The organism is Pinirhizobacter soli, assembly GCF_015905305.1.
Lineage (GTDB): Bacteria > Pseudomonadota > Gammaproteobacteria > Xanthomonadales > Rhodanobacteraceae > Pinirhizobacter > Pinirhizobacter soli.
Genome location: NZ_JADZLQ010000001.1, coordinates 742,092 through 756,625 on the forward strand (window position 1 = coordinate 742,092; position 14,534 = coordinate 756,625).

The following is a 14,534-nucleotide window of genomic DNA, read 5'->3' on the forward strand; positions in this document are numbered from 1 at the left end:
CGCGTCTTCCCTGCCCGCTTCCGTGCCGGCAAAGAAGCGGAATTGTAATGACACGCGGCACGGGGCACAAGGCGGACCTAGCCCGCATCGGTCCTCGGCGGCAGCGGATCGGGCAATGCAAGGGATTCGCCCGGGTGGGCGATGCGCCAGCCCAGGGCTTCAAGCTTCCGCCCGTCGTCCTGTGAACCGTAGTGGTAGGCCACCATGCGCGCCCGGAGGTCCGTGTCGTACTCGCGCGCCAGGTCGTCGGCACCGCTATGCGAGGGATTGCCGACCAAACCGCAATCGTGGGCGACCAGCTCGCCGTGTGCGGCAACCACCGCCAGCGTCTCGGGAATCGGCCGCGTATCGCCGGTGTAGACGAAGCTGCCGTGCAGCGCCAGGCCGTAGGAGGTGCCCGCGCGATGATGGCGCGTGGCAAAAACGTCAAACCACTGCCCTTCATGCCAGAAGCCGCGCGAACAGGGCACAAGGCTGAACGCCTCCCACCAGTTCACCCCGCCTTCGGCCAGCACGCCCGGATAGTCGGCAATGCGCCCCTGCAACCAGGGCACCAGGCTTGCGTGCAGGAACAACTTGCAGCGCCCACGCAGTGCTTGATCGAACCATAGCCGGATGAACAGGCGCTCCAGGCCGCCCACGTGGTCAAGATGCACATGGGTGACGTAGATCGCCTCAGGCAGCGCGCCGTAGGCCGCCTGGTAGCGATCAAGCGTATCCGGGCCGCAATCGATCAACAGCCGTGGCCGGCCATCGTGTTCCAGGACGACCGAGGACGAACCCAGTTCCACGGCGTGGGCGGCTCCGGTACCGAGAAAACGCAGCTGCCAGCTCATGCGCCCAACGTCCTTTCGTAGCGATAGACCAACGGCTTCCACACCTCGGTGTCGAAAGCGTCCTTGCCCGAGCGGGCCGCGCCTACCTTCAAGAGTGAACGGCGAAGCCTGTCGAGGTTGTCTTGCTGCCAGGACAAGTGTGGCGCGCGCAAGCGGCCACGGTCGAAATCGATGAGGTACAGGCCTTCGGGGTTGACCAGGATATTGTGGGCATTCAGATCCGCATGCCACACACCCTCGCGGTGGAAGCGCGCCACCAGCGCGCCAACCTGTCCGGCAAGCTCGGTATCGAGTGCATGCGCTGCGACTTTTTCAGCCAGGGTCAACGCGTGGGGAATGCGCAAGGTCACCAGGTCCGCGCTGTAACGCAGGCCATGCCGGACAAATCCCGCGGCAAGCGGGGCCGGCACCGGCAGGCCCCGGGCCATCAGGTGCGCCAACAAACGGAATTCCCGGAAACTGCGGGTGCGGTCGACACCGAGCCACAGGTAACGGTCGCCCAGTAGGTTGGCCACCATGCCGCCCCTGCGGTAATGCCGAAGCACCGCTTCGCCAGCGCCGGTGCGCACGATGCTCACGCCGCCGCGGCCGCCGGCGGCCGATGCCAGTGCGCCCTGGCCCTGCCACCAGGCCGGCTCGAACCATCGGCGATCCACCGCAGGTACCAGCGCTGCATCGAAGACGATGCCGCCGCCCTGGTCGGCAAGTACGCGCTCGTCTGTCATCATCATCGACTGCACCGTTCGATCCGCCGCCACTGTCACCGGAAGGTGAGTCTAGCAATGCCAAGCCCCGTCAACGCAGTCCCAGGCAGCCTTTGCCTGCTTCGCACCTCCGCCATCGGCGATGTCACCCACGTGGTGCCGCTGGTGCACACCATCCAGGCCGCATGGCCGGCCACGTCGATCACCTGGATCGTGGGTAAGCTCGAACGCAAGCTCGTGGGCGACGTCCCGGGCGTTCAATTCATCACGTTCGACAAGGGCAAGGGCCGCCAGGGCATGGCCGAGGTGCGCCAGGCGCTGGCCGGCCGCCGCTTCGATGCACTGCTGCACATGCAGGTGGCGCTGCGCTCGAACATCCTTTCATTGGCGGTGAAGGCCAGGCGACGCGTCGGCTACGACCATGCTCGCTCGAAAGACCTGCACGGCCTGTTCGTCAACGAACGCATCCCCTCGCGCACCGGCGAGCACGTGCTCGACGCCATGGGCAGCTTCATCGAGCCCCTGGGACTGAAGCAGACCGAAGTGCGTTGGGATATTCCCATCGACGAGGAAGCCCATGCGTGGGCGGCTGAACAATTGCCGGGCGACGAGCCATCGCTGCTGGTGAGCCCGATGTCCAGCCACACCGTGCGCAACTGGCTGCCCGAACGCTATGCGGCGGTGATGGACCATGCGCACCAGCGCGGCTTCCGGGTGCTGCTTACTGGCGGCCCGTCGGCGCCTGAGCGGGAGCTCGCCGACCGCATCCTTGGCAAGGTCAGGCACGCGCCGGTAGACCTCACAGGCCGCGACACCTTGAAGCGCTACCTGGCGCTGCTCTCACGCGCGCCGATGCTCCTAACCCCCGATTCGGGCCCCATGCACATGGGCAACACCGTGGGCACGAAGATCCTGGGCTTGCATGCCGCCAGCAACCCGCATCGTTCCGGGCCGTACTCCGACCGGCGCTGGTGCGTGGACAAGTACGATGCCGCCGCGCGGAAATTCCTGCGCAAGCCGGCGAGCGACATTCCATGGGGAACGAAGATCGAATTTCCCGGCGTCACCGACCTCATCGAGGCCGATGAAATGATCGATCGCTTCGAGGCGTGCCGGGAATTCCTCGGGCTTTAGGTCTTACTTGGCGCGGTAATCCTTGTAGGACTTCTCTTCCACCAGCTGTGAACCCAGCTTCAGGTTGATCTCGCGCTTGATCGCGGCGCGTTCGTCGTTCTCGAAATACACCGAGCGCGCCAGCTTGATGAAGGCGGCATCGAACTCCTGCGCCGACTCCTTCACCCGGATCTCGTCTTCGATGTCCCACAGCCTTTCGTTCACGGCGAGCAGCCGTGCACGCTCGGTCGAGATGTCGGTGTGTGACGCCGGCGCGTTGCCCCAGGTGGCGTTAAGCAATTCCAGCTCGTTGCGCACATTGGCCAGCTTGCCCGCATCCTCGATGCGCTGGGACTTGATTTCCAGGATGGTGATCTTGTCGATCAGTTCGCCGAACGAGACGGGGGTTTCGATGAGGCTCATGGCCATGTCCTTGGGAGCGTAAGACGGCAAGGGTAACAAGCGATACGGGGCCTTGTCGCCCGCGCGACACTGCCATCACGCAGCTTTATCCACCGTGGCCTGGACACTCGCCACGGAGCGATCAATGCAGAGCCCGCAGATCCCGGAGAAGCCCGGCCTCACCCCGGCCAATCCAGAAGAAACACCCAGTGCGCCAAAACCCGAGGTTCCCGCACCGGGTCCGGATGTAGTTCCTGAGGAGCAGCCCATTCACCCGGACAATCCCGAGGCACCGGGTACGCGTGAACCGCCAGACCCAGGAGTCGAGCAGGCGGCGCTGGCCGCCCGTATTCCCTGACAAAGAAAAAGCCGCCCCAAAGGGCGGCTTTTTCATGGCTTCCTTGCCCCTCAGGCGCCTTAGGCGGCCTTGGCAGCGTCAGCCAGGCGATGCTCTATGGTGGCGCCGGTGCTGATCTCGATCTGGCGCGGCTTCATTGCCTCGGGCACTTCGCGCTTGAGGTCGATGGTAAGCAGGCCATTCAAGATGCTCGCGCCCGCCACGCGCACGTGGTCGGCCAGCTCGAAGCGGCGGTTGAACGGACGGTAGGCAATGCCGCGATGCAGGTATTCACCTTCGGCTTCGACCTTCTTTTCGCCCGTGACGATCAACAGGTTCGGCTGCTGGGTGATGGTGAGGTCGCCTTCAGCGAAGCCTGCCACCGCCATGGTGATGCGGTAGGTGTCCTCGCCGGTCTTGAGTGTGTCGTACGGCGGCCAGTTGTCGTTGGGCTGGGCGCGGTTGGCGGTCTCGAGCAGGTCGAACAGACGGTCGAAACCGATGGAAGAACGGTACAGCGGGGCAAAATCGACGGTACGCATGTGGGTCACATCCTCAACTGAGCAATGGAAAGCAAAAACCCCTCGTGGGGCATGGTTGGCCGGCCCCGAAGGCACCGGCTCCCGCTATTTAGGTGCGGCCGCGCCGCGTTCAAGGGCTCGGCGCCGGACCGCGACCGGATGCGCGAGGTTCTTGGCCATCGAAGTGATGCACATCTGTAACATCGGTCGAACTGCCTAGATGCGCACTGGAGAGGCTTTTGGATGCCCGTAAATTCTTACGAATTGGCGTGTTTGCGCGTCCCATTGCGGCATCTTGCTATCCCGCTGGAACGGGCCATGGAATGCTCATAAACGGCAAGTTCTTGCGGCTTTCGCAAGGCTGCCGCTAGACCTTCCGGCAAGTCGCGGCGCCTGCTGGCGCAGGCGTAGAACGGTGGTAACCAAGCTGCTGGTGCCTTCCCATGGACATGCCGGTACGCCGGTCCATCACGATGGACTGGGACAACTTCCATCCCGCCCGCACCCAGGGCCTGACCCACGATTTCATCGACCATCCGTTGCTCGCGCCCGACGAGCTTGCCCAACTTGGCAAGCGCTGCCGCGGCACGACGCGCTGGTTCTCATTCAACAACAACGCCACGCCAGGGTCGAACTTCGACGAAGTGGGCAAGCTCTTTCCGAACAACCGCTCGATCGTGGACTCCATCCACGACATCAGCAACGCCAAGGCATGGGTGCTGCTGCGGCACATCCAGGCGGACCCGGTCTACCGCACGCTGATCGACGAGGCGATGGATCCCATCCGCGACCATCTCGAGGCGATCGACCCTGGCATGTACTACCGCGCTGGCTGGATCTTCGTAGCTTCGCCGCATACCGTCACGCCGTACCACATCGATCGCAACAATGGCCTGCTGCTGCAGGTGCGCGGGCACAAGACGCTATACGTCTGGGATCCGGACGATGAATACGTGTGCAGCGAACGCGCCCGGGCAAGCTTCCACGCCCGCCACGACCTGGCCCTGGTGCAATGGCGCGAGGAGTTCCGCGAGCGCGCACATCGCTACGACCTGGCACCCGGCACCGGCGCGTACATCCCGATGACATCACCGCACATGGTCGAGACACTGGACGAATCGTCGATCACCGTGAGCTTCACCTACAGCACGGAAGCGACGCGGCGCGAATCGATGATGCACTTCGCCCATGAGCTTGCCAGGCGCGCCCATGTCACGCTGCCGCCCGTAGGCAGCGACCCGCTGTCGGACCGCGCGGCCTACGCGTTGACCGCGCTATCGGTGGCGGTACACGGCCCCGGCAGCCATCCACCGGCATGCCCGTCGCTCGCCCATCGTACGCCGTACGCCGTGGCGGACTAGAACCGCCATCTTCAAAGAGGGCGTTTCTCGCCTGGCACCGTTGCACGCACCGATATCTCTGCGACATCAACGCCGAGCGGCGTGCCCTTGCTGAAGGGTTCGGAGGGCGTCAGTTCCAGTTGCATGGCGTCGGGCTGGCGGGCGATATCGCGCCCAACGTACGCGGTTACCGACTGCTCGCCCTGCCCGGCTGGAAGGACCAGTGCCTGGGCGTGTCCGTCCACCACCAACGCCACGGTTCTGGGTGATGGCGACGCGGCGTAACGGATGGTCACCTCGTAGCGACCCTTGTCGAGCGCGGCGTGCCACTGCAACTTGTACACGGTGTCGGGATCTTCATACCCGTAACCGTTGTAGTTGAGGAACTTCTCGGCGTCCGCTCCAGGTAATGTCACCACGCCATTGACCGGGGCGCGCACATCCTGCGGGGTGACGCGCAGGGGCCGCGCCAGGGACAGGGCGATCACTGGCTCAAACGCATTCGCCGCCTGCCTCGCGAGCAAGCTGCCGGCCTGGATGTCGAGCCCATCGCCCTTATGCGTGGCCTCGATGGCAACGGCCTTTGCTCCACCAAGCACCCGCATATCGCCAAATGGCGACCCGACCACGCCCGGAAGATGCAATACGCCATCGGCCGGCGCCTGGTCGATGAAAAGGTAAACCGTGTCGCGTCCCGTCGTGGCATGGCCGAAATCGAGCTTGCCGAACGGCGATGCCCGCGTGCCATACACCGCCTCGCCGTTGGTCTTCATCCAGGCCCCGATGCCGCGCAAGACGTCGGCTTCGAACGGCACCACGCTGCCATCACCCTTCGGCCCGATGTTCAGGATGTAGTTTCCACCCGCACTGACCACGCGCACCAGGCGGGCGATGTTCTCGCGCACCTTCGCCTGCACATCGCCGCGTTCCTGCCAGCTGCGATAACCCCAGGTTTCAGGGAACATCGACGCCGGCGACTGCCAGGGTTCTTCAACGCGTACCTTGGGCTCCGCGTTGTCACCCATCACGGTGAAATCGCCCTGGTGGTTCCACACGCGGCCGGAGACCATGGTCTGCGGCTGCAGCGCGTGTACGGTTTCTTCAAAGTGCCGGCTTTGCGCCGCCGTGGGCTTGCCCATATCGAACCAGATCTCGGCGATCGGCCCATAGTTGCCCAGCAGTTCCTTCAGCTGCGCCACGTTGAAGGCTTCCTGCCCCGCCGTGATCGGATTGCTGTTGCCCTCGATATAGGTGTTGCCGCCCGGATGGTGCCAATCGATGGTGGAGTAATACACACCGAAGGCCAGCCCTTCCTTCTTGCAGGCCTCGGCCAGCTCCTTCACCACATCGCGCTTGAATGGCGTGGCATCGACGATGTTGTACGGCGTGACGCGCGTATGGAACATGTTGAAACCATCGTGGTGCTTGGACGTGATCACGATGAACTTCATGCCCGCCGCCTTGGCGAGCCTGGCAATGGCGTCGGCATCGAAGTCGACCGGATTGAACGAGGCCGCGGTGGCGGCATAGGCTGCGCCGTCGATTTTCCCGTTGGCGAGAATCTGCTCGCTATAGCCGTTGTCGATGCGCTTGCCCTGCCACTCGCCGCCCAGGGCGGAATAAAGCCCGAAATGGATGAACATGCCGAAGCGGCGGTCCTGCCACTGGGCAATGGTGGCCGCACTGGGCCGGTGGGTGCCCAGTGGGCGGGGGACGTCCTGCACGATAGTGGTGGCAGCCAGGCCTTGGCAGCACAGGGCAAGGAGGGAAGCGGCGACAGCCGCGCGAACGGTGGTCTGCATGGTTCATTCCGGTCGTGGAAAGGCGCCCGCTTACGTCCCTCAACGCGCGAGCCGTAAGGAGTGTGTCCAGCATGCGCCGTCTTGGCAACCCCTCTTGTCGGGCCAACGAGTGATAATCAGCCACCCTAGCCTTCAAGCCCCGTCTTCCATGAGCGATACCAGCCATCGCGTCCACGGCCTTGCCGGCGACGACCTCGAACCGGACTGGCCCGCGCTCACCCTGGATGAACTGGCGGCGCTAAGCATGGACTACCCGCATCTGGCGCCGCCATTGGCGATCACATGGCACAGCCCGCGGCCGCTCTCGGCGGCGGCCCTGGTGCGCCACGGCCAGGGCACGGTGTTCGTCAAGCGACATCACCGCCAGGTGCGATCGATCCAGTCACTGGATATCGAACATCGCTTCATGCATCACCTTCGCTCGCGAGGCATGCCCGTACCCGAGCTGCTCACCGATACGATCGGACGCACCGCGGTGCAGGCTGGTGACTGGGTCTACGAGCTCTACGAGGCGATCACCGGCGATGTCTACCGCGAAGCGTTCTCGTGGTCGCCGCTGGACAACATCGCCCACGCACGTACTGCCGGCCACATGCTGGGCAAGCTGCACGAGGCTTCGGAAGGTTTTGCCGAACGCGACCGCGGCACGCATATCCTGGTGGCGCGAAGTGACCTGATCCTGGCGGCTGATCCCATCACGGCGCTTGAAAACCAGTTCGCCGAACGCCCCGCCTTGCGCGACTACCTGCGCGAGCGTCCGTGGCGCGATCAACTTCGCACAGCGCTTGAACCATGGCATGCACGCGCCCGCGACGCGCTGGCCGCAAAGCCCACGCTATGGACGCACGGCGACTGGCACGTATCCAACCTCGGATGGAGCGGCGCGGACGCCAATGCACGGATCACCGCCGTCTTCGACTTCGGCCTGTCGGCACCGACCTTTGCCCTGTTCGACCTTGCCACGGCCATCGAACGCAACGCGATTGCCTGGCTCGCCCTTGGCGAACCCGGCGCTGCGCACGTGGACATCGCCCTGGCGCTGATCGAGGGCTATCGAAAGGCGCGGCCGTTATCGGCCGGCGACATCGCCCTGCTTGCCGACCTGCTGCCCATCGTCCACGTCGATTTCGCGCTCTCGGAAATTGAGTATTTCCAGGCCGTCACCGGCGCACCCGCCCATGCCCAGGTGGCTTACGAGACCTTCCTGCTGGGACATGCGGCGTGGTTCCACAGCCCGGAGGGCGAGGCGCTCCTCACCGCCATTCGACAACATCCGGGCAATTCGTGATCTAATTGGCGGATTGAAGCGGGGGTGCCTGGCGTACAGTCAGGCTGAGAGAGTCCCTTGGAACCTGACCCGGTTAGTACCGGCGTAGGGAGCTTGATAAGTCGCATCGCCAGGACGGCGATGCGGTTTACCGTCGCTTCGTTTTGCCCGAAGACGACGATGACCCTACTCCGTACCCCGCTCGCCCTTGCCCTGTTTTCCGCCCTCGCCGTGGCCCATGCCGCGGACGCGCCGGATGCGCCCTCGGTGGCGCAGGCCAAGAACCTTGCCACCGTTGACGTCAATGCCACCGTCGACAAAGGCTATCGCGCCAGCGACGCGCAACTGGACACCTTCGGCAGCTTCGGCTCCGCGCCGCTGCACGACACGCCCGCCTCGATCCTGGTGATCACCCGCGACCAGATCGACGACCGCCAGCCGCGCTCGTTGAGCGAACTTGTTCGAAGCGACGCAGCCGTCGGCGACAACTACGCGCCGGTGGGGTACTACCAGGACATCGCCATCCGCGGCTTCCCGCTGGACCTTGCCACCGCCTTCCGCCTTAACGACCTCACGATTTCCGCTGAGCAGCTGGTGCCACTGGAAGACAAGCAGCGCGTGGAAATCCTCAAAGGAATTGGCGGCCTGGAAGCCGGCGTGGTGGCCCCGGGCGGCCTGGTGAACTATGTCAGCAAGCGGCCTGCGGACGTCCATACGGCCACCATCGGTACCGATTCCCACGGCTCGACGTATACCGCCATAGACCTGGGTGGCTGGCTTACACCGGCGTTCGGGCTGCGCGTAAATGCCGCGCACGAGACCATGCACTCCTACGTGGATCACCTTGACGGCCGCCGCAGCTTCATCTCGCTGGCGGCCGACTGGAAGATCAACGACGACAGCAAGCTGGAACTGGACACCGACTACCAGACCAGCGGCCAGCGCTCGGTGTCAGGCTACCAATTGCTTGGCGGAACCACCCTTCCCCCGCATCCCAGCCGCACGCAGCTGTTGGGTTACCAACCCTGGCAGCGTCCGGTAGGCATCAACGCCAGCAACACCACGCTGCGTTATAGCTACCGTTTCAGCGACGACTGGACGATGCGCCTTTCCGCCGGGCACAGCCGCACCCGGATCGACGACAACGTCGCCTTCGCCTATGGCTGCTTCTACGCGGCAAGCTGCGCTTCGGGCGCCACGCCAGGATATTTCTTCGCCCCCAACGGCGACTACGATATCTACGATTTCCGCAGCCCCGACGACACTCGGCAGAACGACGAAGTGCGTGCTGTGGTCGCCGGTAGCTTCGATACCGGTTCCATCACCCACGAAGTGAACATCGGCGCCAGCGCCTTCCGCCGCACGATGGACCAGCGGCCGTATGTCTACGATTACGTCGGCACGGCGAATATCGACGAAAAGAACCCGCCCTACTTCGACCCCTCGCCCAACCAGCCGGGCCCCTCGGCGCGCACCCTCACCAGCTGGCAGCGCGCCTTGTTCGCCGTGGATCGCGTGCACTTTTCGGACACCTGGCAGGCCATCGCCGGCGCCCGTTTCGTGCGGCTGAACGAGCGCGAGTACGACGATACCGGCGTGCTTTCCCGTGAAACACGCCTGATCAAAGTCCTGCCGCAGGCGGCGCTGATGTGGCAGCCGACCGCCCCGCTGACGACCTACGTAAGCTTCAGCAAGGGATTGTCGCTGGGCGCCGCGGCGCCCTATTGGACCACCAATGGCGGCACCGTCCTGCCGCCGCTGTTGTCCCGCCAGCTCGAAGCCGGCGTGAAATACGCCTTCAGCGACACGCTGGATCTGCAAGCGGCGGTGTATCGCATCAGTCAGCCCTACCAGTTCGCTCGGCCTGACGACTCGGCTACCGGCTTCACCTTCGTTCAGCAGGGCAACGAAGTGCACACCGGCGTGGAGTTGAACGCCGCGGGACGTGTCACGGAGAATTTCCGGCTGACCGCCAGCATCAATGTAATCCGTGCCCGCGCCCAGGACACAGGCATACCCTCGTACGAAGATCACCAGGTGGTGAACGTGCCGCGCCTGCGCTCGGCCGTCTACGCCGACTACCGCCTGCCCTTCGTGCCGCGCCTGAGCCTGCTGGGCGGCTGGCGCTATGCCAGCCCGAACGTGGCCACGCCCGACGGCGCCACGCGCGTGCCGGCCTACCACGTGTTCGACGCGGGCCTTCGCTACGAGGCACAGCTCAACGGCCATGCACTCACCTGGCGCCTGAACGTGGACAACGTGTTCAACCACTTCTATTGGCGGGACACCGGCACCAGTGGTGGCGACAGCTACCTGTTCCCGGGCATGCCGCGACTGGCACGGTTGTCGGTGACGTATGACTTTTGAGCTTTCCTGGTTTGAAATGGCATCCGCAGTCGTCAGCGCGGTGGCGGTATGGCTTACCGCGCGCCGTCACCCATGGTGTTGGCCGGTGGGCCTGGTGTCGGTGGTGGCCTATGCGTGGGTATTCATTGATGCGCGGCTTTATTCCGATGCCTTACTGCAAGGCGCGTTCGCGGCCTTCATCGTGTACGGCTGGCGGCGATGGTTGAACAACCTGGATGACGACGGCCGCGTTCGCGTGGCGCCCTTACCGGCACGCGAAGCGTTATGGCACATGGGCCTGGGCGTGGTGGGCGCCGTGGCACTGGGCGCATTCATGCACTACCGCACCGATGCCGCCCTGCCGTGGCTCGATGCGGCACTCGCGTCCTTCAGCCTGGTCGCCCAATGGTGGCAGGCGCGCCGGCACACCGCCGCGTGGCCGTTGTGGATCGTGGTGGACGTGATCTACGTGGGCGAATACGTCTACAAGTCGCTTCTGGTCACCGCCGTGTTGTACGCAGGATTCGTGGCGCTGGCGGTGATGGGATGGATGGCATGGCGGCAGGTGACACGTGCTCGACCCGTCCTTGAAATACAACTGAAATAATTGAAATTAAAGGATTTTTTACTTAAGTAAAGCCACGCACGGTCGATAAACGGGCGAGCCACGTACTCCCCCGATATTCCCTCCCCAGGAAACCGATCGTGCCTTTTCCCAGCTTCAAGCTCCCCACCCTTCCCCGCCTTACCGGCCTTCGCGTCACCTTCGTCCTGCGCATCGCCTGCTTCGTGGTAGTGATGGCGGTATCTGCCGCCATCGGCATGACCGCCATGTCCCGCGCGGGCGATGCTTTGCGCACGATGTACAGCTCCGAACTTGCCACGGCCAGCGTCGTGGGCCGCATGATGAACGTCTACCGCTCCAGCGCCCAGGAAGTGCAGGAGTCGCTGCAGATGAAACTGCCTTCGCGCTCGGAAAGCGCGGCCGGCGTGATCCACACCAACCAGAAGCTCATCTCCCGCATGTGGGATGCGTACCTGCAGATCAGCGGCGGCGTGCCCAAGGGCGACGACTACACTTCGTTCGCCAGCCACAAGGCATCGATCGACAAGTTCTTCGACCGCATGGCCGAAAAACTCACCACCGAGAAATACGACGAAGCCAGCGAAGTGCAGGACGACCTGCTGGGGCCGGTCTACATCACCTTGCAGACCGACGCCGGCAACATCCTGGACAAGGTCGCCGTCGACGGCGCGCAGCGGTTCGAGCAACAGGTGCACCAGGTAACCGTGGCCCGCTGGGCCATGCTGGGCGCCATCGGCATCGGTTTCGTGGTGGCCCTGCTACTGGACGTGCTGCTGCTCCGCCGTGTGTTGCGCGGTGTGCGTGCGGCATCCACCGTGGCCGAAGGCATCACCTCAGGCCGTCTTGGACAGGCAACCACCCAGGACGGCAACGACGAACTGGCCGTGCTCTCACGCTCGCTGGCTACCATGGACGACAAGCTCCAGGACATCGTCACCGGCCTTCGCGGAAGCTCGGGCACCGTACGCAACATCAGCCGGATCATGTCCGGCGGCAGCGAGTCGTTATCGCACCGCACGCAGAGCCAGTCGGCGGCGCTCGAGGAATCCTCAGCCCAGCTGGCCAGCCTTTCCGATGCCATCGTCCACCACGCCTCGCTCACCCAGGCGGTGGATGGCGAGATCAAGCAGTTGGGCGAGAAAGCGCGCGATGGCCGCGACATCGTGGCGCGCAGCCTGGACGCCATGGCCCAGATCAAGGGCGGCAGCGCCCGCATCGCCGAAGTCGTGGAGATCATCCAGGCCATCGCCTTCCAGACCAACCTGCTGGCCTTGAACGCAGCCGTGGAAGCCGCGCGCGCCGGCGAACAGGGACGCGGGTTCTCGGTGGTGGCGGCTGAAGTACGCAGCCTGTCCCACCGCTGCGCGGACTCGGCCAAGGAGATCCGCGCGCTGATCGATGACAACACTGACCGCGTGGAAGCCGGCGCCGTGCTTGCCGCCCAGTCGCGCGCCTCCTTCGACGACATCGTTACCGGCTTCGCGCGCGTGGCCGATCACTCGGCCACCATCGCCATGGGTAGCAAGCAACAGACCGTGGCTTTGGCGCAGATGGGCGCCGCCTTTGGTGAGTTGAACACCATCACCGGACAGAATGCTGAGCTGGTGGATGACATCCAGGCTGCGGCGGCCAGCTTGCATCGGGAAGCTGGTGGGTTGGGAAATCTTGTTGCGTTCTTTGCAGCGGAGACGACGGTTGCTACCGCGTATGTCCAGATGACCGGCGAGCCTGCGATGGCGTAGAAGACGCTTCCTTGATGGCGACACGCGTCGTTATGTGTCGTCTGGAATTGAGCATCGTTTGATGGGTTGTGTAGGGCTATTTTGCGACGATTCGCATATGGAGTCGCTGCGCAGAAACCGGGATCATTTGCGTGTTGCCGGAAGGTCCGGCAACCGGGTGTCGAAGCCCGGGGAATGACCGGGTCCCGCAGCATCGTCTGCGGGACCCGGGGTTCACCGCCATACGGCGGGCGACCAGGCGGGCGTATGCCCAGCCGTCATTCCCGGTCTTCGACCCTGGCTCGCCCGCCACCCCTACCCTTTCTTGAAACGGGGACCGGGCGACGAGCCACGGTGGCGAATGAACGTACTCGGCGACATGAAGCAGTCTGGTTAACCGTTATTCCAGTGGCGGAAGACCAGGCTAGGGTGTAAATGCCGAGGCGTTCATTCGCCTGATCCGTGGGCGCTCAACGCTGGACGAGCGCCTGCATCTGCGCAGGATAGCGCTCACCCTGCACTTCGAACCCATCGATCGCCTCGGCTATCTTCTTTAGATCACCCGACGTCAACTCGACGCGATCCGCACCCAGGTTTTCTTCAAGCCGATGCAGCTTCGTCGTGCCCGGAATGGGAACGATCCAGGGTTTACGCGCCAACAACCACGCCAGTGCGATCTGCGCCATCGTCACCTGCTTGTCGGCGGCGATGCGGCCGATGGCCTCCACCAGCACCAGGTTGGCCTTGCGCGCTTCGGGCGAAAAGCGCGGCGAGACACTGCGAAAATCCGTAGCATCGAAGCTGGTGGTGTCGTTGATCGCACCGGTAAGAAAGCCCCTGCCCAGCGGGCTGAACGGTACGAAGCCAATGCCGAGTTCTTCCAGGGTGGGGAGAATTTCCGCTTCCGGTTCACGCCACCACAGGGAATATTCACTCTGCAACGCAGTCACTGGTTGCACGGCGTGGGCACGGCGGATGGTCGCGGCGGCGGCCTCGGACATACCGAAGTGCTTCACCTTGCCCTGTGCGATCAACTCCTTCACAGCACCGGCAACATCCTCGATGGGAACATTGGGGTCCACACGATGCTGGTAAAGAAGATCGATGACGTTCGATTTCAGCCGCTTGAGCGACGCATCCACGACATTGCGGATAGTCTCCGGCCGGCTATCCAGGCCCTGCTTCAGCTCCGCGTTCTTGAAGCCGAACTTCGTGGCGATCACCACCTCATGGCGCATCGGCGCCAGGGCTTCGCCCACCAGTTCTTCATTGACATAAGGCCCATAGACTTCCGCGGTATCGAAGAAGGTGACGCCGCGCTCGAACGCCGTGCGGATCAGCTTGATGGCTTCCTTGTTGTCGGCGGCCGGGCCGTAGCCAGAACTCATGCTCATGCAGCCCAGGCCAAGGGCTGACACTTGTAGGCCGCTGTTGCCGAGGGTTCGTTTTTGCATGGGAATTCTCCGATAGGGGTGGCGGGGTCCCAAGAAGTCTATGGGCGCGGCCGGCTTCGAATTAGCCCCTGGGAATTACTAGGATCTATATCCTGGATTCATGAA

General features: G+C 63.9%; 13 protein-coding genes and 1 riboswitch. Of the genes, 7 read left to right on the top strand and 6 right to left on the bottom strand.

Features of this window, described 5'->3' with window-relative positions; translation table 11 throughout:
• Positions 1–77: 77 nt before the first annotated feature.
• Positions 78–836 carry an MBL fold metallo-hydrolase gene (locus NDK18_RS02885; RefSeq protein WP_250627039.1) on the bottom strand — a complete coding sequence of 253 codons (759 nt, stop codon included), beginning with the start codon at positions 834–836 and terminating at the stop codon, positions 78–80.
• Entirely contained in the window at positions 833–1,564 is a 732-nt protein-coding gene (locus NDK18_RS02890; RefSeq protein ID WP_250627645.1) for a 3-deoxy-D-manno-octulosonic acid kinase, read from the bottom strand. The genes NDK18_RS02885 and NDK18_RS02890 overlap by 4 nt, the downstream gene beginning before the upstream one ends.
• A gap of 54 nt (positions 1,565–1,618) precedes the next feature.
• On the opposite strand from NDK18_RS02890, the gene NDK18_RS02895 reads away from it, so the two are divergent.
• Complete coding sequence (locus NDK18_RS02895) at positions 1,619–2,674, top strand: glycosyltransferase family 9 protein (protein WP_250627040.1); 1,056 nt, start codon at positions 1,619–1,621, stop codon at positions 2,672–2,674.
• Between the two features lie 3 nt (positions 2,675–2,677).
• On the opposite strand, the gene NDK18_RS02900 is transcribed toward NDK18_RS02895, so the two are convergent.
• Entirely contained in the window at positions 2,678–3,076 is a 399-nt protein-coding gene (locus tag NDK18_RS02900; RefSeq protein ID WP_250625807.1) for a DUF6165 family protein, read from the bottom strand.
• A gap of 124 nt (positions 3,077–3,200) precedes the next feature.
• Here NDK18_RS02900 and NDK18_RS02905 point away from each other — a divergent pair, with 124 nt between their 5' ends.
• Entirely contained in the window at positions 3,201–3,413 is a 213-nt protein-coding gene (locus NDK18_RS02905) for a hypothetical protein (RefSeq protein WP_250625805.1), read from the top strand.
• Positions 3,414–3,472: 59 nt separating this feature from the next.
• Here NDK18_RS02905 and NDK18_RS02910 read toward each other — a convergent pair whose 3' ends face one another.
• Positions 3,473–3,934 (bottom strand): Hsp20 family protein, encoded by a 462-nt coding sequence (locus tag NDK18_RS02910; protein WP_250627041.1) that lies wholly within the window; start codon positions 3,932–3,934, stop codon positions 3,473–3,475.
• 422 nt (positions 3,935–4,356) lie between these two features.
• Between NDK18_RS02910 and NDK18_RS02915 the strand changes: the two genes are divergently transcribed.
• Complete coding sequence (locus NDK18_RS02915) at positions 4,357–5,274, top strand: cupin-like domain-containing protein (RefSeq protein ID WP_250627042.1); 918 nt, start codon at positions 4,357–4,359, stop codon at positions 5,272–5,274.
• 11 nt (positions 5,275–5,285) lie between these two features.
• On the opposite strand, the gene NDK18_RS02920 is transcribed toward NDK18_RS02915, so the two are convergent.
• Entirely contained in the window at positions 5,286–7,055 is a 1,770-nt protein-coding gene (locus NDK18_RS02920; RefSeq protein WP_250627043.1) for an alpha-L-fucosidase, read from the bottom strand.
• Between the two features lie 148 nt (positions 7,056–7,203).
• Here NDK18_RS02920 and NDK18_RS02925 point away from each other — a divergent pair, with 148 nt between their 5' ends.
• The 4 genes from NDK18_RS02925 to NDK18_RS19390 all read left to right on the top strand — a co-directional run bounded on the left by NDK18_RS02925 (position 7,204) and on the right by NDK18_RS19390 (position 12,996).
• Positions 7,204–8,343: a phosphotransferase enzyme family protein gene (locus NDK18_RS02925; RefSeq protein ID WP_250627044.1), complete on the top strand. Its 1,140-nt coding sequence runs from the start codon at positions 7,204–7,206 to the stop codon at positions 8,341–8,343.
• A 10-nt stretch (positions 8,344–8,353) separates the two neighbouring features.
• A riboswitch (TPP riboswitch) is annotated at positions 8,354–8,451 on the top strand.
• Between the two features lie 51 nt (positions 8,452–8,502).
• Positions 8,503–10,689 (top strand): TonB-dependent siderophore receptor, encoded by a 2,187-nt coding sequence (locus tag NDK18_RS02930; RefSeq protein ID WP_250627045.1) that lies wholly within the window; start codon positions 8,503–8,505, stop codon positions 10,687–10,689.
• Positions 10,690–10,705: 16 nt separating this feature from the next.
• Positions 10,706–11,275, top strand: a complete 570-nt coding sequence (gene pnuC, locus NDK18_RS02935) for a nicotinamide riboside transporter PnuC (protein WP_250627046.1) — start codon at positions 10,706–10,708, stop codon at positions 11,273–11,275.
• 98 nt (positions 11,276–11,373) lie between these two features.
• Positions 11,374–12,996: a methyl-accepting chemotaxis protein gene (locus NDK18_RS19390; protein WP_250627047.1), complete on the top strand. Its 1,623-nt coding sequence runs from the start codon at positions 11,374–11,376 to the stop codon at positions 12,994–12,996.
• A gap of 449 nt (positions 12,997–13,445) precedes the next feature.
• Here the strand turns inward: NDK18_RS19390 and NDK18_RS02945 are convergent, their stop codons facing one another.
• Positions 13,446–14,429 (bottom strand): aldo/keto reductase, encoded by a 984-nt coding sequence (locus NDK18_RS02945; protein ID WP_250627048.1) that lies wholly within the window; start codon positions 14,427–14,429, stop codon positions 13,446–13,448.
• Between the last annotated feature and the right edge of the window lie 105 nt (positions 14,430–14,534).

Bases quoted from the DNA above. Each gene is read 5' to 3' on its own strand.
- NDK18_RS02885 (WP_250627039.1), bottom strand. From the start codon at position 836: ATGAGCTGGCAGCTGCGTTTTCTCGGTACCGGAGCCGCCCACGCCGTG.
- NDK18_RS02890 (WP_250627645.1), bottom strand. From the start codon at position 1,564: ATGATGACAGACGAGCGCGTACTTGCCGACCAGGGCGGCGGCATCGTC.
- NDK18_RS02895 (WP_250627040.1), top strand. From the start codon at position 1,619: ATGCCAAGCCCCGTCAACGCAGTCCCAGGCAGCCTTTGCCTGCTTCGC.
- NDK18_RS02900 (WP_250625807.1), bottom strand. From the start codon at position 3,076: ATGAGCCTCATCGAAACCCCCGTCTCGTTCGGCGAACTGATCGACAAG.
- NDK18_RS02905 (WP_250625805.1), top strand. From the start codon at position 3,201: ATGCAGAGCCCGCAGATCCCGGAGAAGCCCGGCCTCACCCCGGCCAAT.
- NDK18_RS02910 (WP_250627041.1), bottom strand. From the start codon at position 3,934: ATGCGTACCGTCGATTTTGCCCCGCTGTACCGTTCTTCCATCGGTTTC.
- NDK18_RS02915 (WP_250627042.1), top strand. From the start codon at position 4,357: ATGGACATGCCGGTACGCCGGTCCATCACGATGGACTGGGACAACTTC.
- NDK18_RS02920 (WP_250627043.1), bottom strand. From the start codon at position 7,055: ATGCAGACCACCGTTCGCGCGGCTGTCGCCGCTTCCCTCCTTGCCCTG.
- NDK18_RS02925 (WP_250627044.1), top strand. From the start codon at position 7,204: ATGAGCGATACCAGCCATCGCGTCCACGGCCTTGCCGGCGACGACCTC.
- NDK18_RS02930 (WP_250627045.1), top strand. From the start codon at position 8,503: ATGACCCTACTCCGTACCCCGCTCGCCCTTGCCCTGTTTTCCGCCCTC.
- pnuC (WP_250627046.1), top strand. From the start codon at position 10,706: ATGGCATCCGCAGTCGTCAGCGCGGTGGCGGTATGGCTTACCGCGCGC.
- NDK18_RS02945 (WP_250627048.1), bottom strand. From the start codon at position 14,429: ATGCAAAAACGAACCCTCGGCAACAGCGGCCTACAAGTGTCAGCCCTT.